This is a genomic window from Pseudomonas sp. H9 (assembly GCF_004353925.1).
In the GTDB taxonomy this organism is placed as follows: domain Bacteria; phylum Pseudomonadota; class Gammaproteobacteria; order Pseudomonadales; family Pseudomonadaceae; genus Aquipseudomonas.
Window position 1 is genome coordinate 345,784 of record NZ_SMOK01000047.1, and the last position, 23,898, is coordinate 369,681.

Below are 23,898 nucleotides of genomic sequence, written 5' to 3' on the forward strand. Positions count from 1 at the left end.
TCTTCAATGGGCATTAGTGCGTGGCGTCCGGCAATCCGTGGTGGCGTTGCCACAAGTCCCGATAGCGCTGTTCTTCGGTTTCCCAGCGTAGGTCGTCCCAACCAAGGCGTGGCTGGCACAGCTCACGGATGGCTGGCAGGTAGTCTTCTGCCCCTCGGGCTAATACCAGGCCGATACGGCTGCGGCGCAACAGCAAGTCATCCAGATGCAGCACCAGTTCTGCTTCACAGGCAAACGCCAGCTCTGCCCACAAAGCGTCGCTGGCACCAACCGTTGCGCAGCCCAACTGCTCCAGCAACTGTGCCAGGCGTGGCAAGTCTCGACCGTGGCGCCCGGCAAGGCGGCGCCATTGACTGCTGCTGAGCCCGGCAATCGGCAGCATCGGCGCGGCAGCAAACACCGGCGCACCGTCGTCACTGACGTCACGGCCAAGCATCTGCGCACAGGCCTTGAGGACTTCCAACGCCTGAGGCCGGAAGGTGGTGAGCTTGCCACCGGCCAACGTCACGCAACCCGGCTCGATCCACAGCACATGCTCACGGGTTTCATTGGACGGCGTGCCCTGCCGTGCCTCATCAGCACTGCCCACCACCGGGCGAACCCCCGACCAGGTCGACAGCACATCGCTGGCCACTACTTCGGCCTGAGGAAACTGTTGGGCGCAGGCGGCCAGCAGGTAATCGAGCTCTTCGCTGCTGATACTTGCGCTGTGGTCCAGATCTTCCGTGTGGTCCAGGTCCGTGGTGCCCACCACCGTGGCGCCTTCCCAGGGAAACACGAACACCGGTCGACGATCGCGCGCATGCAAAAAGGTGAAGGCCTGTGCCACCGGTAAGCGCCAGCCCGGCAACAATAGGTGACTACCACGCAAAGGCCGCAATTGATGGTGCCCGTCGTTCGGGCGCAGGCGTTCGGCCCAAGCGCCGGTGGCTACCGCCAGCGTGCGACACTGCAGTTGCAAGCACTCGCCGCGCTCGACGTCTTCAATCGTTACGCCACAGACCCGACCACTCTCACGCAACAGCTGCTGAACGCGCACACCATTGATCGCCAGTGCGCCGTCTGCGCGGGCCTCAGCCAACACGCGCATCACCAGCCGCGCGTCATCGGTCAGAGCATCGACAAAGCAGGTACCGCCCAGCAGCTTGTCCTGCTTCAACCCCGGCGCCATGAAACCCAACTGTTGCGCACTATGAAATCGGTGGTTGCGGCGCCCGGCAAGCGCGTCGTACAGCGTCAACAGCCCACCGAAGACACGGGGCCCGGGAAAACCGCCACGGTAGTGCGGCATCATGAAACTCGCAGGTTCCACCAGCCCCGGCGCTTCATCGAGCAGGCGCTGGCGTTCGTGCACCGAGTCGCGGGTCAGGCGCCACTGCCCCTTGGCGATATAGCGCAAGCCACCATGGACCATCTTCGACGAGCGGCTGGAGGTACCCCAGGCAAAATCGCGCTGCTCCAGCAACAAGCAGCGCCAGCCACGACGGGCGGCTTCACGCAGGATCCCGGCACCACTGATACCGCCGCCGATGACGATCAGGTCCCAGGTTTCGCCTGCCAAGGTTAGCAGTACCTGCTGGCGCCATGCGGCATTCCAGTCTTGGCCCATGCCGTCACTCCTGCAACAGGGTGCCGGGATTGAGGCGCCCGGCGGGGTCGAAGTGCTGGCTCAGCACCTGTAAGGTTTGCAGCGTCAACGCGCCTTTCTCGCGCAGCAAATACGGCGCGTGGTCTTTGCCCACGCCATGCTGGTGACTGATAGTGCCGTGGTTGTCGACGATGGCCTGGCTGGCCGCGTGCTTGAGTGCCTGCCAGCGTGCCAGCGTGGCGGCATAACTGGCTGCCGGGCGGAACACGTAGGTGGTGTAGATGCTCGACCCTTCACCGTAAACGTGAGACAGGTGGGTGAACACATGCACCTGCTCGCCTTCCGCTGCCAGGCCGTCGCGCAGGCTGCTTTCGATGCGGTTGAGCAGGTTGTCGACATTGCTCCAGTCGGTGGCGGTTTCCAGTGTGTCGACCACATAACCGGCATTCCACAGATTTTCGCGCAGATAAGGAAAACGAAAACGGTTCTGTGCCCATTTCTTGCCCAACAGGGTGCCGGTGAACACACCGCCAAAGGCCTTCAGGTGCTTGCGCGCCTGGCGCAGCGACAGCGCGTTCTGTTGACGGTTGCCAGTGACACCGAAGGTCAGCAGGCACTTGCCACTGCCCGCACCGCGCAGGGCCAGGTATTTCTCCAGCCAGGCAATCTGCTGTGGATGCCCGGCCAGGGCCAGTTGCGTTTCAGTTTCCACGGCGTTCGACAGGCGCAGCATCGACAGCGGTACGCGGGCCTGGGCCAACTGGCGGATGGCCTGCAGGGCACGGTTCCAGTCAGGCAGGAACACCCCATAGAAACGCTCATCTGCAGGCAGTGCACTGACCCGGACCTTGACCTCGGAAATGATCCCGAAGCGCCCTTCACTGCCCAACACCACTTCGCGCAAGTCCGGCCCGGCAGCCGACGCCGGAAAGGTAGCGATCTCCAGCGGGCCAGCGAATGTCTCCAGGGTGCCACCGGCGAACAACTGCTCGATGCGCCCATAGCGCAACGACTGCTGCCCACTGGAACGGCTGGCTACCCAACCGCCCAGCGTCGACAGCTCCCAGGACTGCGGGAAATGCCCAAGGGTGTAGCCTCGGGCCCGCAACTGGCTTTCCACTTGCGGACCGGTGGCGCCGGGGCCGAAGGTGGCCAGCAAACTCTGCTCGTCGAGGTCGAGCAAGCGGTTCATATGGGCCAGGGAGACGGTAACCACCGGACGCGTAGAGGTCGGCGGGTTAATGTGCCCGGCCACCGAGGTGCCACCGCCGTAAGGAATCAGGCACAGGTCATTGTCGTGGGCGAGCGCCAGCAACTGACGGATCTGTTCGGCCGTCTGCGGAAACGCCACCGCATCGGGGTAATTCCCCAGCCGCCCTTCACGCAGCGCGAGCCAGTCAGGCAAACTCTGCCCGCGCGCATGCAGCAAACGGTCATGGGTATCCACGCTGTACAGCGGGTGCTGCGCCAGCCGCGACGCCGGAACCCGCGCTAGCGCCTCGTCCAGCGAAGCATCGGGCAGCGCACTACCTGCCCCCACCCGCGCGGCGAGAAACCCCGCGCCCTGGGCCGGCAGTTCGACCACCGTAGTTGCATCCCCCCAGCCGTTCCAGCGTCGCATGCCTGTGTCCTTTTACGGTTCTTATTTGGTTACAGTTATGGCGCCTATAGTAGCCAGTTGCTTCGAGCTGTCACGGTCGCATCCGGCCAGCCGAAGTAGCCAATTGAGCCAACCCGCACGCGATTGCATGGCATTTACTTTGTGGGTGGTTTCACCTTACCTTTCAGGGCCTTCACCTGCGCCAGCCTGCCTCGATCAAAGGAACCCGATCATGCAATCCCTTGGCTACACCTCAGTGCCGCCCCTGCTCAAGTATGTGCGCCAAGCAGAACAACTGGGCCTGGCCATTGAACCGGCGTTAGCGGTGGCCGGCTTGCAGGCGCAACAGTTGAGCGACAACAGCCTGCGCCTGCCAAGTGAAGTCCATGAACACCTGCTCGACTACTTCTGCGAACATTCCGGCGACCCGTTGTTTGGCCTTAACTCGTCGCGTTTCGTGCTGCCCAACTCCTGGAGCGTGCTGGGCTACATCACCATGAACTGCGCAACGCTTGGTGATGCAATGAATCGCATCATGCCATTCGAAAAACTGGTGGGCGATATGGGTGTCAGCCGCGCTGAACTGCAAGGCGAAGAGGTGCACCTGATCTGGGCCTGCCGCCACCAACGCCCGCGCATCCGCCGCCACCTGGTGGAAAACGTGCTGGGTTCCTGGCTGCAATATGCGCGCTGGATCGCCGACACCCACCTGTCTCCCGCAGCGGTGTGGCTCGAACATGCGCAGCCGGCAGGCACCGAACGGGCTCACTATGAGCAGTTCTTCGATTGCCCAGTGCTGTTCGAGCAGCCCTACTCGGCGCTCATTGTGCCCGTGCCTTATTTGCAACTGCCCTTGCGTCAGGCTGATGCGCACTTGCTGCGCACCTTGGAAGAACACGCCTTGAGCTTGATGGCCACGCTTGAAGATGCGTCGCTGGAACAACGCGTGAAGAGCGTCCTGCGCCAACTGCTCAAAGAAGGCCTGCCGCGCAAAGAACAAGTGGCGGAGCATTTCGCCGTATCGGTACGCACCCTGCAACGCCAACTGCATCAGGCCAATACCTCGTACCAGCAGATCCTCGACGGCCTGCGCCAGGAACTGGCCGAACACTACTTGCTACACAGCACCTTGCCGATCCAGGACATCGCCCAGTACCTGGGCTTTACCGAACCGCGCTCGTTTCACCGAACATTCAAAAGCTGGCGTGGCATGCCGCCGGGAGAGTTTCGACAGACGTATCGGGAGCCGACTGGCTAATCTGTGCGGTGTTCATTCATGCACCTGATTGCTCAGCGAGTATGCCCGAGCGCTGCGCAGCCGCCACCAGTGCCCGCTCCACTAACGTTGCAAAATCACCCGCCTGAAATGACGAGATAGCAGCCTCTGTGGTCCCGCCAGGCGAGGTCACCCGACGGCGCAACTCAGCAACCTCAATATCGCTGTGCATAGCCATGTGAGCCGCTCCCAGCGCCGTTTGCAGGCTCAGTTGCATTGCTGTCTGACGAGGTAGTCCGAGCTTTTCTCCGGAACGGGCCATGGCTTCGATCAGCAGGAAGAAGTAGGCTGGGCCACTCCCCGATACGGCCGTTACAGCATCGAGTTGATGTTCCTGGTCGAGCCATGCCGTCATACCGACGCTCGACAGCAATCGCTCAGCGTCTGCACGTTGCCCGGCTGTCACCCGGGCATTGGCATACAGCCCACTGGCACCCTGGCGCAACAGCACGGGCGTGTTCGGCATGCAGCGCACAATGGCTTGGTCACCCAGCCACCCGGCAAGGCTGGCACAGGTGATGCCAGCCGCGACCGATACCACCAATTGCCGAGGCAAAACGTGCGGCCGCAACGCATCGCAAACGGTCTTCATCACTTGCGGCTTGACCGCCAGCACCACCACATCGGCACCTTCGATGGCGCTGGCATTGTCAGCAAACGTTTTGATGCCATGTTCGGCACGGATCCGCGCGCGCTGCTCTGATCGTGGGCAACTCGCCCGAATCAAGGAAGCTTCCATCCCCTGGGCGAGCAAGCCGGCAATCAGGCTGGAGGCCATATTTCCGGCACCAATGAAGGCAATCTGACGTTTACTCATGCTACGCCCCGTCAACCCAGCTGATTGAACACACGCTCGATACGGCTCAGGCCCCACTCCAGTTCATCCAGTGTGATGCAAAGCGGGGGAGCGACACGCAAAACGTTCTCGTGGGTTTCACGGGTCAGCACGCCCTCGCGCAACAATGCCTCGCAGTAAGGTTTCGCCGGGCAATTCAACTCGATGCCGACCCACAAACCACGGCCACGCACTTCTCGGATCACTGGCGTGTTGAGGGCTTGCAGACGGTTTTTCAGGTGCTCGCCCAGGCGTGCGCTGTTTTCAATCAGACCCTCTTCGTCCAACACCTTCAACGCCTCAAGTCCGATAGCCGCCGCCAGTGGATTGCCGCCGAAGGTCGAACCATGGCTGCCGGGATCGAATTGATCGAGAATCTCTCGCCCGGCGACAAACGCCGACACCGGCATGATCCCTCCACCCAGCGCCTTACCAAGAATCAAAGCATCAGGGCGAATTTCTTCGTGCTCGAAGGCGAACCATTTTCCAGTGCGACCCAGGCCCGATTGAATCTCGTCGAGGATCAGCAGGGTATTGGTTTCATCACATAGCTTGCGCAACTCACGCAGAAAACCTGCGGGCGGCACACGAATGCCCGCTTCGCCCTGGATGGGTTCGATCAGTACTGCGCAGGTGCGTTCGTTGATGGCATCGCGAAAACTGGCGATATCGCCAAACTTCGCCTGCTTGAATCCCTCACAGAACGGACCGAAGTCAGCCTTGTAGGACGCCTCGGAAGAGAAGCCGACGATGGTGGAGGTACGCCCATGAAAGTTGTTATCGGCCACCACGATTTCAGCGCGATTGGCATCGATACCCTTAACCCGGTAACCCCAGCGGCGCGCCGCTTTGATCGCCGTCTCGACGGCCTCTGCGCCACTGTTCATCGGCAATGCTCCGGCAAACCCGGTAACCCGCGACAGTGCTTGCAGAAAAGCCCCCAATGGCTGGCTGTAAAATGCCCGGGAAACCACGCTGATCTTGTCGATCTGGTCTACGGCTGCCTGACGGATACGCGGATGAACGTGACCATGGCTGACCGCCGAGTACGCCGACATCATGTCCAGGTAGCGCATGCCATTGTCATCGGTTGCCCAAACCCCTTCCCCTTCAACCAATACCACCGGCAGCGGTGAGTAGTTATGGGCGCAGAAGCGGTTTTCCAGCTCGATCGTATCTACAGAGTTCATCGTTGACGTCCTGAAACATTAAAAGAGGATGCAGTGCCTTCAGGCACTCAACAGCTTGCCGGTACGGATCGGCACCACGCCGGATACCCGTCCGAGGGGATCACCTGGTTTGACGTAGCGAATTTCGCGGCGCATATACAGCACACCGGCGGTGTGGCTGCTGAGCGTGGTTGTTTCGCCGCTCGAAGGGTCGACGATGTCGAACAGCGCCTGGCCAATCTGCACCCGGCTACCCACGGGCACCCGGTGCACCAGAATGCCGGCCGAAGGGGCAATGAACTGCTCACTACCGGACAGCGGCGTAGCGGGATTAAGCAAGGGTGGCAGGGGTGACGGCGAACCCTCGATCGCACCGCGATAGGTCAGGTAATCGATGATCGCAACGGCATCCTGCTCGGCAACCTCGAAGCAGACATCCCGTTGCCCGCGGTGCTCGATGGTCACGGCGACGGAGCCATTGGGAATCGGGAACTGGTCAGCGAAGCGTTTTTGCAGGTTGGTCCACAACAAGCACAACGCTTCATCGAAAGAGTAAGCCTGAGAGTCGTTGGCCAACAGTGATACCTGTGCCCCCAGGTAACGCGACAGCGGTTCCACTTCACTCCAGACTTCTTCGCCGGTGTACAGGTGCATGGCAGCCTCACGGGAGCAATGCAGATCAAGCACTACCTCCGCGTCGTGGGCCAGCAACATCAGCGTACGTTGCAACGAGGTGTATTCATCCACCGGTTCCCAGGCCTGCAGGCACTCATGCCAGGCGACACGAATGACGTCGCGATTGCGGTTGATGTCCTGCCCCAGCGTACCTTCGACTTTCTGCGCAATCTGTTGATGATGAACCGGGAAATTGCGGTTGTAATTACGGCCACTGCCCAACTCGAAACGTCCGTTCGCCGCGCCCATGATGTACTGGCTCAGCCCTGCCGGATTGGCCACGGCCACCAGCACGATTTCAGCCTTCAGCCGACCCGCTTTTTCCATAGCGACCAGGTGTTGGCGCAGGCGCGTCGCCACCAGCATGCCGGGCGTCTCATCGGCGTGCAGCGCAGCCTGGATATAAATCTTGCGGCCCTGCCCTATCGCGCCGTAATGCTCGCTGTCGATATGCCGATTGCTGCCATGAGTCGCCTGAAGCAATACGTGTTCGCGATGTTCCATAAAGTAAAACTCTCAAATTCAGATGTGGGACAACCACTGGGTCAATCATAAAGAGCGGCTCTAAATCGCCGTAAGGGCAGTCCCGGCTATCCTGATCGGTCAAATCGATCGGCCAGAAAAACGGCCTTTTCACCCCGGCCGTCAGCACCGTCAGCCAGGCTTGAACACCAGGCTGACGGTGCACACCACAGCGACTACCAGAGGGCTAGGGTGTAACCGAGGATGAAGCGGTTTTCGTTGGTGTCGTTGTAGTAGTTGCCTTTGTTTTGCGCGTTACGCCAACGCACCGAAACACCCTTCAAAGGTCCGCTCTGCACCAGGTAGGAGATATCCAGATCACGTTCCCACTCTCGCCCCTCACCATCGAAGCCGATGATTTCGGCCTGATCGCCTTTGGCGTAACGCGTGGAGAAGAGCAAGCCCGGTACACCCAGCGCGGCGAAGTCGTAGTCATAACGTGCATGCCAGGCCCGCTCGCTGGTTTGCGAAAAGTTACTTAACTGGTATTCGGTAAACAGGTAGGTAACCGCGCCGTCGATATAGGTGAACGGCGTACTGCCCAGTTGCTTCTGATAGCCGCCGCCGATGCTATGGCCGTTCCAGGTCCAGTTCAGCCGGGTAGTCAGGGCGCGGTTATCGACCTTACCGGCCAACCCGGCGCCGTCTTTATCGGCATCGAAATAGCGCACGTCGGACTTCAACGTACCGACACCCAGAGCGAAGCTGTTTTTCAGGCCGACATAGTGCTGGCCGTAAATGTCTTCCAGCTGAGCGTAGTGGTAGCTCACGAGGGTGTCGGGGGTGAGTTTGTAGTCGCCACCGGCGTAGCGAAACCGATCACTGGCCGCGCTACTTTTGTAGGCTTTGTTCTGCGCTGTCAGGCGCATGTCTTCGTAGTCCGTCGAGTCCCGATCCTTGGCCTGATTGAGCTGACCAAGGCTCAGCGTCAGATCCTTGATGTCACTGGAAATGAGTTGAGCACCGTTGAACGACTGCGGAAACAGTCGGCTGGTGTTGGGCTGCAGGGTCGGCAGATTGGGCACCAGATACCCCACACGCAGTTCACTTTTGGCCAGGCGTGCCTTGCCGGTCACACCAAGCTTGGAATACTCATCGTATGCGCGTTTGTCGCTGCCGCGGTTCAGCAAGCCGGTACCGGAGCGATCAGGACTGGAATCGAGCTTTATCCCCAGCATGCCGACGGTGTCCACACCGAAACCGACAACACCTTCGGTATACCCGGACTTTACGTCGAGGATAAAACCTTGTGCCCACTCCTCACGCTTGGACTGCGTGGACTCTTCGCGATAATCACGGTTGAAGTAGTAGTTCTTCATGTCCAGTGATGCGCTGCTGTCCTTGATGAATTCGGCCTGAGCCATACCCGGCAGACAGCCGCTACCGACAACGCTCAGGCCGGTCATTAATTGAGTCAGGGATTTGTTCATATTGTTGGCTCCTGGCAGATCAATGGTTAAGGGTGGTTTTTGTTTTTTTTGGACATGGCTTCGCCGTTCGCGCAAATCATCGATTTGCGCGTCGGTGTTGCGGTTGTCGGGTTACATCACTGCGGGCATGGGGTTGGGCCGTATGCGATAGCCGCCGCCTTCAAGTTTTTCCAGAGGGCTGGCAGCAGCCAGCAGTTTTCGCGTGTAGGGGTGTTGCGGCCGATCGAAGACGTCTTCACGCGCGCCGATCTCCACCACCTTGCCCTGGCTCATGACCGCGACCCGATGGGCAATCCGCTCGACGGCCGCCAGATCGTGGGAGATGAACAGACAGGCGAAGCCATACTGCGCCTGCAGCCGCTCGAACAACTCCAGAATCTGTTTCTGGATGGTCATGTCCAACGCCGAGATCGGCTCGTCAGCGATCACCAGTCGCGGGTGACGCACTAACGCGCGACCGATCGCTACACGCTGGCGTTGACCGCCCGAAAGTTGATGTGGGAAGCGTTCAACGAAGTGCTCGGCCAGACCAACATCGATCAAGGTTTTGCGCACACGCTCGCGCCGTTGCTGCGCATTGAGGCTGTGTTCATGACGCAGCGGCTCAGCGAGGATTTCGCCGATTTTCATCCGCGGATCCAGGGAGGAAAACGGGTCCTGGAAAATCATCTGGCAGTGCAGACGATGCTCACGATTACCGGCCTTGAGGATGTCGACGCCTTCGAAGCGAATCGCTCCTTCGCAGGGCTTCACCAGGCCGACCACCGCGCGCCCGAGCGTGGTTTTACCCGAACCGCTGCCGCCCACCAAGGCCAGGGTTTCACCCGGTGCGATGGTCAGGCTGGCCGAATGCACGACCCGTTTGTACTGGCTACGGCCCCAGAAATTGCGCGGGCCGGGATGTTCGATGCACACCCCTTCCACCTCCAGCAGCGGGCGCTCGCTCGCTGGCAACGGCACCAGGTCGCCACGTCGAGGCAAAGCCTCCAGCAACTGCCGGGTGTACTCAGCCTGCGGGGCCAGCAGAATGCGTTCGATGCTGCCTTGCTCCACTGCCCGGCCATCACGCATCACTACTACCTTATGGGCATAGCGCGCTACCAGCGACAGATCGTGACTGATGAACAGGATGGCCGTGTTTTCCTCACGGGTCAGTTCCAGCATCAACTTGAGTACATCCAGCTGCGCCAGACAATCCAGTGCCGTGGTCGGCTCATCGGCAATCAACAGCGCCGGGCGCAGCAACATCACCGAGGCCAACATGATGCGCTGGCGCATGCCCCCGGAGAACTCATGAGGGTAAGCCGCCAGGCAACGCTCGGCGTCGGCGATGCCGATGTGGCCAAGCATTTTCAGCGAACGCTGGCGAATCTCTTCCTCGCTCAAGTCGGTGTGCAAGCGCAGACCTTCAGCCATCTGCTGGCCGATGGTCAGCGACGGGTTCAGCGACACCATCGGTTCCTGGAACACCATGCCGATCTTTGCGCCACGGATCTTGCGCATCGCTTCGGGCGTCAAGGCATCGAGGTCTTGCCCCTGAAAACGCACCGCGCCACCACACTGCTCCAACGGAGGCGGCAGCAACCCGATGGCAGCACGCGCCGCCATGGTTTTGCCGCTACCTGACTCCCCCACCAGCGCGACGATTTCACCAGGCGCGATGGTGAAACTCAGATCGTTCACCGCCAACGCGCCGTCCTGACCGACCCGAATCTTCAGGTTTTCCACGGCCAACAAACTATCCGATGCTGCCATGATCATTTCTTCATCCGAGGGTCGAGGCGATCGCGCAGCGCATCGCCGGAAAGGTTAAAGGCCAACAACGACAGGGCGATCAACACACCAGGAAACAACCCGAGCCAGCTGGCAGTGGCAATGTACGGGCGGCTCGCGGCAAGCATGTTGCCCCAGGTTGCTGCTGGTGGCGGCACACCGAGTCCGAGGAAACTCAGGGAGCTTTCCGCGAGAATGGCCCAACCGAACATGCTTGTGGCGAGCACGCAAATCGGCGCCACACAGTTAGGTGCAATGTGACGCAGCATGGTGTACAGCTCCGAGTTGCCGATCACCCGCGACGCCTCGACAAACTCTTTCTCACGCAGCGACAACACTGTGCCGCGCACCACTCGCACCACCGATGGGGTATACGCCAGGCTCAATGCGAGGACGATGCCATACAGACTCGGCCCGATAATCGCCATCAAGCCGAGCGCCAGCAGGATGCCGGGGAATGCCAGCAAGGCGTCGTTGATCATCATCAGGATGCGATCGACCCAGCCGCGCAGGAAGCCGGCGAGCAACCCCAGGAAAGTACCGGCGATGACCGCCAGGCTGACGGTCAGCCAGCTGATCCACAGACTGGTATGCGCACCGATCATTAGACGACTGAGCACGTCACGTCCGTATTCGTCCGTGCCCAGCCAATGCTCGAACGAAGGCGCTTGCAAACGTGCCATCAGGTTCAACGCCAGCGGATCGGACGGTGTCCACACCAGCCCCAGCAGCGCCATGGCCATCAACAGTACCAGCAGACCGCTTCCGACCATGCCGTTCAACGGCATCCGCCTGCGTGAGCGCTGGCGCGGTGCAGCAACCGGTGGAACGGCAACGGTGCTGGTGGGAGGAAAGACCGGCTTGTTCATAGCTTGACCCTGGGATCGAAGAGCGGATAAAGAAGATCAACCAACAAGTTGACCAGCACGTAGACAAAGGTCACCAGCAGCAGGCAGCCCTGCAACACCGGGTAGTCTCGTGCATAGATCGAGTCGACCATCAGGCGCCCCAGGCCCGGCAAGGTGAACACGGTTTCCAGCACCGCAATGCCGCCGAGCAGGTTGCCGAGAATCAAACCGATCAGTGTCAGCGTGGGTGCAAAGGCATTGCGCAAGGCGTGACGCCACAACACCGCGCGCTCCGACAGACCCTTGGCCCGCGCATGGGTGATGTACTCCAGACGCAGCACTTCGACCGCACTGGCACGCGCCATGCGGGTGATCGCGCCGAGTTCGACCAGGGTCAGGGTGACAATCGGCAGGATGATGTAGGTGAGCGCCTGCCAAGGGGCATCGTTGAACGCGACATACCCCACCACCGGCACCCAGCCCAGCTTGATCCCGAAGCCGTACAGCAGTAGCAGTCCCAACCAGAAGCTGGGGATCGACAGCAACAACGTCGCACCAGCAACCACACTGAAGTCCAGACCACTGTTCTGTTTCCAGGCTGCGAGCAAACCCAGAGGGACAGCGATCAGCGCCGCGATCAACACCGAGACCAGAACGATGCTCGCGCTAACGCTGAAACGGTCGAGGAGCAATGGCAGCACTGCCTGATTGGTGGTGATGGAAAAACCCAGATCACCACCAAGCACTGCTTTCAACCAGATCATGAACTGTATGACCATCGGCTGATCCAGACCGAGCGCCTCACGGGTTGCCGCCAGGCTCTGAGCGTCGGCCATATCGCCGAGCATCAGCAGTGCCGGATCACCCGGCACCATGCGGATGATGGCAAACACCATCAAGGCAATCAGTAACAACGTCGGCAACGACATCGCCAGACGTTGCAGGATGAAGCGCATCATGCTCAGGACCTCTCGGCTTGCAGATTGACCGTCCACAGCCGAGGCTTGGACACCGGCCACGGACGAAGCCCTTGCACATATTGGCGATGCGCCGAAATCGAGTTGCCGTTGTACATCACGATCATCGGAACATCCTGGATCATCTGTTGATGAAGGCGATCGAACAGCGCCTGGCGCTTGCTTGGGTCAGACTCACGCATGGCCTCGGCCAGCCATCCCCGGGCTTGCGGGTTGTCCCAGACTTTGCGCGGTTCCTTGTCCTTGTCGCCGGTGACCGAGTCGAAACTCAGCGCCGGATCCAGGCGCTCGGAGTACGGGAAGGCCATCATCTGGTAGTTACCCGTCTGATAACGCTCCAACTGAGTGCCCCACTCCAGGGTTTCCAGCTCAAGGTTGATTCCGCTCTCCTTGGCCATGGCTTGGGTAAACACGCCCATGTCAAAAATCGCGGGATAACGCTTGTTCACCAGGAGTTTGATCGGCTGGCCTTTATAACCGGCTTCGGCCAGCAGGCGACGGGCCTTCACAGGGTCAAAGCCATAGCCCTGGTCCTGTACGGCCTGATGGTATTCGCTACCCACCGCCACCATCGAGGCATTGGCCTTGGAGCGACTGTTGGTCAGAGCAGCGACGATTTGCGAGGTGTCCAGTGAATAGGCGATGGCCTCACGTAAACGCACATCCTTGAGCATCGGATCACGCGTTTGAAACAACAAGGCATTGATCGACATGGTGCCGCTGGACGAGATCTTCACGCCCGGTATCTGGGCCAACTCGTTGGCGTCCAGTGGCGTGACGTCTACCAGCATGTCGACGTTCTTCGACAACAGCGCAGCCTTGGCCGCCGCCGCATCGGGAATGACCATGAACTTGATGCGATCGACCGTGGTTGACTTGTTGCCGGTGTAGCCATCGGGACCAGCTTCGTCACGCGGGGTGTAACCGTCGAAGCGCAGCAGCTCGACCGACTGCGCCGGTTTCCACTCACCCAGCTTGAAAGGCCCGGTGCCGATCGGTGCATTCCAGGCACCATTCACGACCGAGTCGGGGTGCAGGATGCCGCTGCCGCCACACTCCGGCAAGGCCGAGTTGGCCAGGAACAGGCCGCTGGGTTTTTCGAGGGTGAACACCACGGTCAGGGGATCGGGAGCGGCAATATCGACCACTTTGGTGCCGCTACTGCCATCGAACGCGCCGAGGCAACGCCATTGCGTTTTCGGGTCCAGGTAGCGGCGCCAGGTCCACAACACTTCGGCGGACGTCAACGGCGCACCATTCTGAAACTTCACGCCTTCACGCAAATGGAAGGTGTAGCGCAAACCGTCTTCGGATACCTGTACATCCTTGGCCAGCAGCGGTCCGACGCTGACATCTTCGCGAAAGGCCACCAGCCCTTCGGTCAGATGCAGGATCACCGCATCCGAGTTGGTGTCACGGTTAACACCCGGGTTAGTGCTGCGGATATCAGCGTTCAACGCCACCGTCAGCGTGTTGTCTGCCCAGGCGTTGGCTGTCAGTGCTGCTGAGAGGCCACCGGCCAGAAGAAAAGCTTTGTTCATATCAGGAACCTTTGGCTGTCGGCCCGGACGCTGGCAGGACCTCAAAACAAAGGTACGGCCGGGCACATGTTGTTTTTCTTGTTTTGGCTCTGCCGGACGCCTGTCCGGTGGAGGTTTCTTTTTTGCTGTCGTTGTTGTTTTCGTGTGTGTCCAGCGCTGCGATGAGTCGATCCGAAGTGGTTCACGTTGATGGGGCGGATCTTAGGGGGGTGATGAGGTGGTTGAGAAGAACGTATCGGATGATCGTGTTCGGTATTTCCGGCCACCCACTGTCCCTCGATAAGAGCGCGCTTGCTGTAGGAGCGGGCTTGCCCTGCGACTGCGGTTTGTCTGGCACATTGCATCGCGGGGCAAGCCCGCTCCTACAGCAGGGCTGCACCCACCGTTCACTGGTCTGATGGCCAATCAAGACAATGCCCGGGTCGTCCGTGAACGATCACTTTTTTCGATCACGATCACCTGGAGCGGTACGCCTTACGGGCATCGGTTCGGATAAGCTTCGGGCAAATCGATCATCGCCTTGCCCACTTCTCCGGAGGCTAATGCCCCATGACGCTGACTCACCTTCGTGCCTTCTGTTCGGTCGTCGACAAAGGCAGCTTTCGTTCGGCAGCACGGCAATTGGGTGTTGCCCAGAGTACCTTGACGCAATCGATACAGACCCTTGAAAAAGAACTGGGGGTCATCCTGCTGGCCCGCTCCAATCAGGGCATCAACCTGACCCCGGCCGGCGAAAGTTTCCTGATCCGCGCCCGCTCGATCACCCTGGACTGCGATCGTGCCTTGCAAGACGTTCAGCATTGGAAAGGTGAACCTGAAGGGCAGATTGCCCTGGGCGTCACCGCAGAGCCGTTGGCCGAGCTACTGATGCCGGTCTTCAGCAGCTTCACACGTAAGTTTCCCAAAGTGCAGGTTCACGTTGCCAGTGGTTCGACGAAGATGCTGATCGAGAAAATCCGCGATGGCCGCCTCGACTTCGCCCTGTGCCCATTGGCCCCCAATGTCACCGACATCGACCTGACCATCGAGCGACTCTACAGCTCGGATGCCAGCATCATTGCGCGCAAGGGCCATCCACAAGCGCAGGCCCGTTCGGTGCGTGAGTTAACCGACTGCCAATGGATCAGCGTACGGCCCGCTGGTGTGGTGGGCGGGGCCGAGAACCGCTTGATCGAGTTGTTCAGGGCGCAAGGCTTGCCACCGCCGAAGATCGCCATCACCGCTGACTCATTGCTGGAGATCCTCCATATCGTCTCCGAGTCAGATTACCTGACCATTGAACCGCGCATGCTGCCCACAATGAAGCTGTTTTCTTCGTCACTGATCACCATCCCGATCCACGAGCCACTGGCCTCGCGTGATGTCTGCATGATCAGCCGCCGCTCTTCACCGTTCACCCAGGTCACGCAGGAACTGACCAGCATGCTGATTTCCTATTCGCGTCTGGTCCATCGAACCAAAGGCTGAACCAACGCCTGCGCCCACTTATCAACTCACTTAACGCCAAAGAGACCTGCACTCATGCCTGCACTGCGTGACGCGTTGCCCGACTCTGTTCCAACAGCCCATGACGGACTGCTCCGCGCGACGGCCAGCGAGACCGGAGTCGATCCCGATCGGCTCATCGCCTTTCTCGACGACGTCGCGGATGCCGGGCTGGATCTGCATGGCATGATCCTGCACCGCCACGGCAACGTCGCGGCCGAAGGCTGGAAGTGGCCCTACACCGCAGACCGCCCTCGAATCCTTCATTCAGTCGCGAAGAGCTTTACCGCATGCGCCATTGGCCTGGCGGTCGACGAAGGCCTGCTACAACTCAGCGACACCGTCGTCTCGTTTTTTCCAGAGCATTTGCCGAAGCACACCGACCCTCGCTTGCCGAGCATGACCGTCGAACACCTGCTGACCATGCGCACAGGTCATCAGTCCAACACCTCAGGATCAGTGTGGCGCTCTATCGACAGCAGCTGGATTACCGAATTCTTCAAGATCCCGCTGGTCAACGAGCCCGGCACTCAGTACGTCTACACCAGTGCTGCCAGCTACATGCTGTCGGCTATCGTCAGCAAGGTCAGTGGCCAGACCCTGCATGATTACCTGCGCCCGCGCCTGTTCGAACCGCTGGGCATCACCGACGAACACTGGGCCATCGGCCCCGACGGGATCAACCCAGGTGGCAATGGGCTGACCGCCACGCCAGCATCCATGCTCAAGCTCGGCATCCTGCATGCGCAGGACGGGGTTTGGGAGGGGCGTCGTATCTTGTCGAGCGATTGGGTGCAAGCCGCGACTCGCCCACAAGGCGGGCAGGACAGCAAGTATGGCTACCACTGGGCTATCAAACCCCAGGGGGCCTACTGCGCCGTCGGCGTTTTCGTACAAATGGCGATCGTTTTCCCGAGCTCCGGCGCAACTCTGGCGCTGGTCGGTGCGATGAAGAACTCAGCGCAGATTATTCCGCACATAGAGCGGCACTTCCCGGCGGCATTTCTCGACACCCGCCAACCGGCAGGTGAAGCGGACAAACGTCTGCAGCAACGCCTCGATGCAATGCGCCAGGTTCCAGCGCTCGACTCCCTGGCGGCCTCACCGTTTAGCACAACGGCCACTGTCGAGGCCGAGGTGGAAGACAACGACCTTGGCGTCACTCGACTGACGTTTGCCTTTACAGCAGACACGCTAGCCATCGAGCTGACCGACAGCACCGGCACACACCGTATCGTCAACGGCCTGAACCGCTGGCATCAGGGCACCACCGATATGCCTGGCAGCGAGCTGCACCATGGTTACACCCTCACCGACGAAGCCGTGGTTGCCGGTGCCCGTTGGCTCGACCCGAGCACTCTGGAAATGCAATGGATCTATGTCGCCAGTGCCTTCCGTGACACCGTCCGCTGCGCCTTTACAGAAGAGGGACTGACTTGGGAACGCACGGTCAATGTGAACAGCGGAGCGCTTGCTCAGCCACTGCTGCGTGGCCGTTGGCGGCATGTCTGAACGACACACGTGACTCAACACCTCATCTCAGTGCGCTACCTCTTCACCCGCCAGGAGCTTTGCGAGACATGACCGGATCTACCCATGACGTGCTCAACCATCTGGTCATCGACAACCAGACATTCGCTTATGTCGATTTGCACAAACTACTTTCTCCCTCACAGGTGTCGAAGCTGCCTTACTCGATACGCATCCTCCTGGAGAACGTTGCGCGTTGCTCGCCCCAAGCGCTGCCCTCGGTACTGATGCGTGCCATCGGCCAGGGCCCTGACTGCGAGGTGCCATTCCAGCCCAACCGCCTGATGTTCCATGACACTACGTGCCTGCCAGCACTGGCTGACTTCGCGGGCATGCGTGATGTGGTGGCGGAGCTGGGTGGCGACCCGCAAGCGATGAATCCATTGATTCCCGCCGTACTGACCATCGACCACTCGATGATTGTCGAGCGTTATGCGCAAGCGGATGCGTTGGAGCAGAACCTGGACATCGACTTTCGCCGCAACAGTGAACGCTATCGCTTCATCAAGTGGGCGCAGAAGAGCCTCGACAACTTCGATGTCATCCCTCCGGGCACCGGCATCATCCATCAGATGAACATGGAAGCACTGGCTCAGGTGGTATGGGAAACCGAAATGGCAGACGGTCAGCGGATGCTCCATCCGGATGATATGGTCGCCACTGACAGCCATACGCCGATGATCAACGCCATCGGTGTATTAGGGTGGGGCGTGGGTGGTCTCGAAGGTCAGGCGGCAATGGTCGGAGAACCTGTTCCGATCAGCTTTCCCCAGGTGATCGGTATTCGTGTGAGCAATAGGCTGCGAGCGGGTGTAACCGCCACTGACCTTTCATTGCATGTTGCCGAAATTTTGCGCAAGCGCTCGGTCGTGGGCAAATTTGTCGAATTTACCGGGCCTGGGCTTTGCACACTGAACTGGGCGGCTCGCGGCACTGTTGCCAATATGGCGCCTGAATATGGCGCCACGGTGGTGTTCTTCCCGTTCGACGCCGAAACCCTGTCGTACCTGCAGTTGAGCGGACGATCTGCGGCATTGCGCGAAAAAATCGTGAGTTACATGAGGGCACAACCGTTATGGCGGCATGAGCATCTCGCCGAACCACAGTTCGACGAGTTGATCGAGCTCGATCTCGCCGCTGTCGAGCCCTGTGTCGCCGGGCCGCATCAGCCTCATCAGCGGCGCAGTCTGGCGAATGCCGGGGCGTCGTTTCGCAGTGAAGTCATGGGCGGGGAAAGTCTGATCGCTGGACAACAGTTTTTCGAGCCCTCGTTTGAGCAGGCGATCAGCCACGGCGCCGTGGTCATGGCAGCCATCACCAGTTGCACCAACACCGCAAACCCCTCGCAAATGATCCAGGCCGGCCTGCTCGCACGCAAAGCCCGCGAACTGGGACTCACGCGCAAACCGTGGGTCAAGACCTCATTGTCACCTGGCTCACAAGTGGTGGCCGACTATCTGGCCGAGGCTCGGCTACTCGAAGACTTCTCGGCCCTCGGATTCGACCTCGTGGGGTTCGGTTGCATGACCTGCATCGGCAACTCGGGGAAGCTTGAAGAACACGTCGAAGCCTTCGCCGATCAAGGCCTGAAGGGAGTTGTAGTACTGTCCGGTAACCGAAACTTCGAAGGCCGGGTCAACCCGAAAGTGCCGGCTGGTTATCTTGCCTCTCCAGCACTGTGCGTGGTCTATGCCATCGCCGGGACCATCGACATCGACCTTGAATCGCAGAGCCTGGGCCAAAGTTGCAGTGGCAAACCGGTTTATCTGCGAGACCTGATGCCCAGCGATGCCGAAGTCGCCGCCCAAGTCGCCGAAGTGGTCAAGCCTGTGTTTTTCCAGCAACGCCTCGCGACGATCTGGGACGGGCCACGCCAGTGGCAAGCGTTAACTGCCAATGGCAGTGTGCAATTTCCCTGGAACCCTGACTCGACCTACCTGCGCCGCCCTGCCTACCTCGCCGGGATCCAGGCCGAACCGAAAACCAGCCTGGCAATCAAGGGCGCACACGTATTAATGGTGTTGGGCGACAACATTACCACCGACCATATTTCCCCAGCCGGTGCCATCCCGGCTAACAGCATGGCGGGGCAGTGGCTGTTGGAGCGCGCAGAGGCACCTCAAGACCTCAACCAATATTCCACGCGGCGCAGCAACCATGAAGTGATGCTGCGTGGTGCGTTCACCAACAAAAGCGTCAAGAACCTGCTCCTGGGTGATGAGCAAGCCGGTCAAGGTGCCTGGGCCTGGAATGCTGACCGTAGTGAATGTTTGCCCTTGTACCAGGCAGCGAAAAGCTATGCGGACCGGCAGACGCCGATGGTGATATTCGCTGGCATCAACTATGGCGCCGGTTCAAGCCGTGACTGGGCTGCCAAGGCCCAGGCGTTGCTAGGCGTTAAAGCAGTTATCGCTCGAAGTATCGAGCGCATCCATCGCAGCAATTTGATCGGAATGGGGGTGATCCCGTTGCTGTTCAAATCTACCCTGCGTGTTGAGAGCCTGAACTTGCAAGGTGATGAGCAGCTCGATTTCATGGGGTTGGATGAGCTTATGGTCGGTGAAAACACTGTGACCTTGATCATCAACAGAACGACAGGCGAACAGCAGCGCATCGAGTTGATTGCTCGCATCGATTCGCTTCAGGAGATTCGTTACCTGAACAACGGCGGTGTACTGCCCTTCGTCGTTCGCAAAGTGGTGGAGCGCACCTGCGCACGGCCAACTAAATGAAAATAATCTTCCACCGGCCTCCAGTGATGTTGTCATGAACACGCGCAATCTATCCGTTACACCACAGGTCATGAATGATTTGGCCCCAACCGGCAGACTTCGTGCGGCAATCAATTACGGTAACCCGGTATTGGCCCAGCAAGGGCCGGACGGGTCGCCACAAGGCGTATCCGTAGCTTTGGCAAAGGCGCTGGCTAGCGAACTCGGGGTGGTGCTGGAGATGCTCACATTCGATGCCGCAGGCAAAGTATTCTCCGCGCTGGAAACCGGGGCCTGGAACATTGCGTTCTTGGCCATCGATCCGCTGCGAGAGGAGCAGATCGCCTTCAGCGAGCCCTACGTAATCATTGAAGGCACTTATCTCGTCGCTACCGACTCTGCGTATACAAGTGTTGTCGATCTCGATAAGCCCGGCTTGAGACTCGCAGTCGGGCAAGGCGCCGCTTACGATCTGTTCCTGACACGCACCTTGAAACATGCACAGTTGGAGCGCGCACAAACTTCAGCCTCGGCAGTGGATCTGTTCTGTCAATCGGGCCTGGATGCAGCCGCTGGTGTCAGGCAGCCGCTGCAAAAAATTGCTGAAGTCGACAGCCGCTATCGCGTGTTGCAAGACGCCTTCACTTCGATCCGTCAGGCGATGGCAGTGCCTCAGGGGCGTGAAGCAGGTGCGGCCTATGTGCAGCAATTCGTGGAACGAATGAAAGCGCAGGGCTTCATCCAGGCGGTGTTGGCGGATAATGGCCAACATGACGTGACCGTTGCACCGACGCGCCACAGCAGCCTGAAGCTATAAGCGCCCAGGTCACCACAACTACCGCCCGCCTCTACCTTCAAAACACGCCTCTAGAGCCCAGTCTTGCAGGCTGGGCCCTCTAGAGAGCGCTGACGCAATTCCCTGATTGTCTGTGAGGCCACGCGTACAATTTAATTTATTCGATAGCGTTATGTTATTACATAAGCCATTATTCGCACTCCAAGGAAAATGAAATGTAATACCATTACGAACGGAGACTCCAGGTGAACTATCGCACACCGCTGCTGGCCGGGCTGACGCTGGGAATCATCGGCCAGCCGCTCTCAGCGGCAGAACCCTTGCTGCTGAACGAGACCTCGATCACCGACGCCTATATCGAAGAACGCGCCGACGGGCCGGTTAAAGGCTATCGCGCCACTCGCTCAGCCACCGCCACCCGCACCGATACCGACATCCGCGATACGCCGCAAAGCATCGACGTGGTGCCAGCGCAGGTGATCAAGGACCTCAACATAACCCGCATCGACCGCGCCCTGGACTTTGCCGGTGGTGTGTCCCGGCAGAACAACTTCGGCGGCCTGACCTTTCTCAATTACAGTGTGCGCGGCTTTACCACAGGGGAGCTGTACAAGAACGGTTTCGCGATCAACCGCGGTAGCTACAGCGCGCCGGACACCTCCAACATCGAGCGTATCGAGGTGCTCAAAGGCCCGGCCGCCAGCCTCTACGGCCGTGGCGACCCTGGCGGGTTGGTCAACATCGTCACTAAGCGCCCGCAAGCCGAAGCGTTCAGCACGCTGAGCCTGAGTGCAGGCAGTTGGGACCGCTACCGCACCACGCTGGATGCCAACTCGCCGCTGGACAGCGAAGGTAATCTGCTCGGCCGGATCAACCTGGCGGTCGAGGACAACGACAGCTTCCGCGACTATGTTGGCAGCGAACGTCGCATCGTCAGCCCATCGCTGAGCTGGCAGCTATCACCCGATACCCGGCTGATGATCGACACCGAGTTTTCCCGCACCGAGTCGGTGTTCGACCGTGGCATCCCGGCGGTCAACGGCGAGATGGGCTCGGTCAAGCGCTCGACCTTCCTCGGCGAGCCGAATGACGGCAAGATCCGCAACGACAACCAGACCCTCGACCTGGCGCTGGAACATTTCCTTAACGACAGCTGGAAGCTGCGCCTGGCCAACCACTACACCCAGGGCACACTCAAGGGCAACAGTTCCGAACCCCAGGCCCTGGTCGACACCACCATCAAGCGCTTCTACCGCGAGCGCGACTTCGAATGGAACGACAACATCACCCAGGCCGAACTGCATGGCCAGTTCGAACTGGGCGGCTGGCAGCATCAGACCCTGGCCGGGCTGGAGTACGAGAACTACCGCAACAGCCAGAAGTACCCGCAAAGCGCCACGTCGGCGGACTACGGCCTGGACATCTACAACCCGGTGTACGGCAAGCCCAAGCCGGCGATCACCCGGGCCAACGACTTCTTCGAGCATACCGAGAGCTACGCCCTCAACCTGCAGGACCAGATCGCCTTCACCGAGCGCCTTCGCGGGCTGCTGGGCGTGCGCCTGGAGCACGTCGAACAGACCTCGCAAAACCGCACGACCGGAGTCAGCAACAGCCAGGAGAAAGATGTTGCGACGCCGCGCATCGGGCTGTTGTACCAGCTGACGCCGCAGGTCGGCGTGTTCGCCAACGCCTCGACTTCGTTCAAGCCGAACACCATCGGTACCCAAGGACAGGTGTACAAGCCCGAGAAGGGGCTGGGCTACGAAACCGGGCTCAAGCTCGACCTGCTCGACAGCCGCCTCGGCGCAACCATCGCCCTGTTTCATATCGACAAGGAAAACGTCATCACCACCGACGCCCTCGGTGACAGTATCGCCGCCGGAAAGGCACGCAGCCAGGGCCTTGACCTGCAGTTCAGCGGCCAGCTCACCGACGCCTTGCGGGTGATCGGCGCCTACGCCTACATCGATGCCGAGGTCACCAAGGGCGACGCAGCCCTGCCCGAAGGCAGCGACCTGCTGGGCATCGCCCGCAACAGCGGCAGCCTGATGGGCGTGTACGAATTCCAGAACGGCGCTCTGCGCGGCTCGGATGTGGGCGCAGCGTTCAACTATGTCGGCGAGCGCTCCGGTCAAGCCGGGAGCGACTTCACCCTGGACGCCTACAGCACCGTCGACCTGATGGCGCACTACAAGGCCAGCGAACAGATCACCGTGGGCATGAACCTCAACAACCTGTTTGACCGCAAGTACTACGAACGCTCGTACAACAGTTCCTGGGTACTGCCCGGTGAGCCACGTAACGTCAGCGTAAGCCTGACCTTAAACCTCTGACCCAAAGGACGCTCATGCATTCATCACTGAAACTGGCCACCTTGTTGACCATGATGGTCAGCATCAACGCCACTGCCCACGGCCTGTGGACCGAACAGCGGCGCGGCACTATCGAGGCAGTGTACGGCCACGGTGCCGAAGATAACGCCTACAAGCCTGAAAAGATCAAACGTGCCTGGGCGTTCGACGCCGCGGGTGAAATGGTCCCGGTCACCGTCGAACGCTTGGCAGACCACGCCGTTCTGCAGCCGCTCACTCCGCCTGCGGCCTTGGCCGTGGCTCTGGACAACGGCGCCTGGTCACAGCGCCCGGACAAACAATGGGTCAATCAGGACCGCACCCAGGTCAAGGACGCGATTGCCTCGACACACAGCCTGAAATACAGCTTGGCCATCTACCAGAGTGGAGCACATCTGCCGAAGCTGGACATGCTGCGCCTGGCGATTGTGCCCCTGAACGACCCACTGCAGGTAGGACCCGGCAAGACACTGCAAGTGCAAGTGCTGCTCGATGGCAAGCCAGCAGCGGATATCCCCTTGCAAGGGGACTACCGAGGCGCACCGAACCAGGTCAGCGCCACAACCGACAAGAATGGTCGGGCACAGATAACTGTACGCAACGAAGGCTTGAATATCATCGCAGCCCAAACCAACCTGCCGATGCCCGAAGGAGCGCCCGTGGCGCAACAGAGCCTGTTCAGCTCACTGACGTTCCTGGGTGAACCGCACCACGAGTAGTACAGCCTTGCCATGCCTGGGTCTACTTGCGCTTATCGGCGTACTCAAAATTGGAAAAGCCCATCTGAC

At 60.0% G+C, this 23,898-nt stretch carries 17 protein-coding genes; 7 read left to right on the forward strand and 10 right to left on the reverse strand.

The features are described 5' to 3' along the window. Positions 1 to 13 precede the first annotated feature (13 nt). Together E1573_RS26410 and E1573_RS26415 are read right to left on the reverse strand one after the other, a co-directional pair. Positions 14 to 1,609 (reverse strand): glycerol-3-phosphate dehydrogenase/oxidase, encoded by a 1,596-nt coding sequence (locus E1573_RS26410; RefSeq protein WP_133217474.1) that lies wholly within the window; start codon positions 1,607 to 1,609, stop codon positions 14 to 16. Positions 1,610 to 1,613: 4 nt separating this feature from the next. After that, positions 1,614 to 3,209: an FAD-binding oxidoreductase gene (locus E1573_RS26415; protein ID WP_133217475.1), complete on the reverse strand. Its 1,596-nt coding sequence runs from the start codon at positions 3,207 to 3,209 to the stop codon at positions 1,614 to 1,616. Positions 3,210 to 3,420: 211 nt separating this feature from the next. On the opposite strand from E1573_RS26415, the gene E1573_RS26420 reads away from it, so the two are divergent. After that, positions 3,421 to 4,446, forward strand: a complete 1,026-nt coding sequence (locus E1573_RS26420) for an AraC family transcriptional regulator (protein WP_133217476.1) — start codon at positions 3,421 to 3,423, stop codon at positions 4,444 to 4,446. Positions 4,447 to 4,462: 16 nt separating this feature from the next. On the opposite strand, the gene proC is transcribed toward E1573_RS26420, so the two are convergent. The 8 genes from proC to E1573_RS26460 all read right to left on the reverse strand — a co-directional run bounded on the left by proC (position 4,463) and on the right by E1573_RS26460 (position 14,234). Further along, on the reverse strand, positions 4,463 to 5,281 hold the full coding sequence (gene proC / locus E1573_RS26425; RefSeq protein ID WP_133217477.1) for a pyrroline-5-carboxylate reductase: 819 nt from the start codon (positions 5,279 to 5,281) through the stop codon (positions 4,463 to 4,465). An 11-nt stretch (positions 5,282 to 5,292) separates the two neighbouring features. After that, on the reverse strand, positions 5,293 to 6,489 hold the full coding sequence (gene rocD, locus E1573_RS26430; protein WP_133217478.1) for an ornithine--oxo-acid transaminase: 1,197 nt from the start codon (positions 6,487 to 6,489) through the stop codon (positions 5,293 to 5,295). 39 nt (positions 6,490 to 6,528) lie between these two features. Next, entirely contained in the window at positions 6,529 to 7,647 is a 1,119-nt protein-coding gene (locus E1573_RS26435; RefSeq protein WP_133217479.1) for a succinylglutamate desuccinylase/aspartoacylase family protein, read from the reverse strand. 194 nt (positions 7,648 to 7,841) lie between these two features. Further along, a complete protein-coding gene (locus E1573_RS26440; protein ID WP_133217480.1) occupies positions 7,842 to 9,095 on the reverse strand; it encodes an OprD family porin in 1,254 nt (417 codons plus the stop codon). A gap of 111 nt (positions 9,096 to 9,206) precedes the next feature. Beyond that, positions 9,207 to 10,850 carry an ABC transporter ATP-binding protein gene (locus tag E1573_RS26445; protein ID WP_133217481.1) on the reverse strand — a complete coding sequence of 548 codons (1,644 nt, stop codon included), beginning with the start codon at positions 10,848 to 10,850 and terminating at the stop codon, positions 9,207 to 9,209. Positions 10,851 to 10,852: 2 nt separating this feature from the next. Further along, entirely contained in the window at positions 10,853 to 11,737 is an 885-nt protein-coding gene (locus tag E1573_RS26450) for an ABC transporter permease (protein WP_133217482.1), read from the reverse strand. Then, the gene (locus tag E1573_RS26455; RefSeq protein ID WP_133217483.1) at positions 11,734 to 12,675 is read right to left on the reverse strand and encodes an ABC transporter permease; all 942 of its coding nucleotides are present in this window, start codon (positions 12,673 to 12,675) and stop codon (positions 11,734 to 11,736) included. Before E1573_RS26455 ends, E1573_RS26450 begins: the two co-directional genes overlap by 4 nt. Before the next feature lie 2 nt (positions 12,676 to 12,677). Next, entirely contained in the window at positions 12,678 to 14,234 is a 1,557-nt protein-coding gene (locus tag E1573_RS26460; RefSeq protein ID WP_133217484.1) for an ABC transporter substrate-binding protein, read from the reverse strand. A 549-nt stretch (positions 14,235 to 14,783) separates the two neighbouring features. Here E1573_RS26460 and E1573_RS26465 point away from each other — a divergent pair. From E1573_RS26465 to E1573_RS26490, 6 genes are all read left to right on the forward strand, one after another. Then, positions 14,784 to 15,701: a LysR substrate-binding domain-containing protein gene (locus tag E1573_RS26465; RefSeq protein ID WP_133217485.1), complete on the forward strand. Its 918-nt coding sequence runs from the start codon at positions 14,784 to 14,786 to the stop codon at positions 15,699 to 15,701. A 54-nt stretch (positions 15,702 to 15,755) separates the two neighbouring features. Then, positions 15,756 to 17,231, forward strand: coding sequence for a serine hydrolase (locus E1573_RS26470; protein WP_133217486.1), 1,476 nt, complete (start codon positions 15,756 to 15,758; stop codon positions 17,229 to 17,231). A gap of 68 nt (positions 17,232 to 17,299) precedes the next feature. After that, positions 17,300 to 19,981 (forward strand): aconitate hydratase AcnA, encoded by a 2,682-nt coding sequence (gene acnA / locus E1573_RS26475; protein WP_133217487.1) that lies wholly within the window; start codon positions 17,300 to 17,302, stop codon positions 19,979 to 19,981. A 34-nt stretch (positions 19,982 to 20,015) separates the two neighbouring features. Further along, positions 20,016 to 20,777 (forward strand): transporter substrate-binding domain-containing protein, encoded by a 762-nt coding sequence (locus E1573_RS26480; RefSeq protein WP_133217488.1) that lies wholly within the window; start codon positions 20,016 to 20,018, stop codon positions 20,775 to 20,777. Between the two features lie 224 nt (positions 20,778 to 21,001). Continuing rightward, complete coding sequence (locus tag E1573_RS26485; RefSeq protein ID WP_133217489.1) at positions 21,002 to 23,092, forward strand: TonB-dependent siderophore receptor; 2,091 nt, start codon at positions 21,002 to 21,004, stop codon at positions 23,090 to 23,092. Between the two features lie 14 nt (positions 23,093 to 23,106). Continuing rightward, on the forward strand, positions 23,107 to 23,829 hold the full coding sequence (locus tag E1573_RS26490; protein WP_133217490.1) for a DUF4198 domain-containing protein: 723 nt from the start codon (positions 23,107 to 23,109) through the stop codon (positions 23,827 to 23,829). Positions 23,830 to 23,898: the final 69 nt, after the last annotated feature.

Coding starts and splice junctions, on each gene's coding strand:
- E1573_RS26410 (WP_133217474.1), bottom strand. CDS start 1,609: ATGGGCCAAGACTGGAATGCCGCATGGCGCCAGCAGGTACTGCTAACC.
- E1573_RS26465 (WP_133217485.1), top strand. CDS start 14,784: ATGACGCTGACTCACCTTCGTGCCTTCTGTTCGGTCGTCGACAAAGGC.
- E1573_RS26490 (WP_133217490.1), top strand. CDS start 23,107: ATGCATTCATCACTGAAACTGGCCACCTTGTTGACCATGATGGTCAGC.
- proC (WP_133217477.1), bottom strand. CDS start 5,281: ATGAGTAAACGTCAGATTGCCTTCATTGGTGCCGGAAATATGGCCTCC.
- E1573_RS26445 (WP_133217481.1), bottom strand. CDS start 10,850: ATGGCAGCATCGGATAGTTTGTTGGCCGTGGAAAACCTGAAGATTCGG.
- E1573_RS26440 (WP_133217480.1), bottom strand. CDS start 9,095: ATGAACAAATCCCTGACTCAATTAATGACCGGCCTGAGCGTTGTCGGT.
- E1573_RS26450 (WP_133217482.1), bottom strand. CDS start 11,737: ATGAACAAGCCGGTCTTTCCTCCCACCAGCACCGTTGCCGTTCCACCG.
- acnA (WP_133217487.1), top strand. CDS start 17,300: ATGACCGGATCTACCCATGACGTGCTCAACCATCTGGTCATCGACAAC.
- E1573_RS26460 (WP_133217484.1), bottom strand. CDS start 14,234: ATGAACAAAGCTTTTCTTCTGGCCGGTGGCCTCTCAGCAGCACTGACA.
- E1573_RS26470 (WP_133217486.1), top strand. CDS start 15,756: ATGCCTGCACTGCGTGACGCGTTGCCCGACTCTGTTCCAACAGCCCAT.
- E1573_RS26480 (WP_133217488.1), top strand. CDS start 20,016: ATGAACACGCGCAATCTATCCGTTACACCACAGGTCATGAATGATTTG.
- rocD (WP_133217478.1), bottom strand. CDS start 6,489: ATGAACTCTGTAGATACGATCGAGCTGGAAAACCGCTTCTGCGCCCAT.
- E1573_RS26420 (WP_133217476.1), top strand. CDS start 3,421: ATGCAATCCCTTGGCTACACCTCAGTGCCGCCCCTGCTCAAGTATGTG.
- E1573_RS26415 (WP_133217475.1), bottom strand. CDS start 3,209: ATGCGACGCTGGAACGGCTGGGGGGATGCAACTACGGTGGTCGAACTG.
- E1573_RS26455 (WP_133217483.1), bottom strand. CDS start 12,675: ATGATGCGCTTCATCCTGCAACGTCTGGCGATGTCGTTGCCGACGTTG.
- E1573_RS26435 (WP_133217479.1), bottom strand. CDS start 7,647: ATGGAACATCGCGAACACGTATTGCTTCAGGCGACTCATGGCAGCAAT.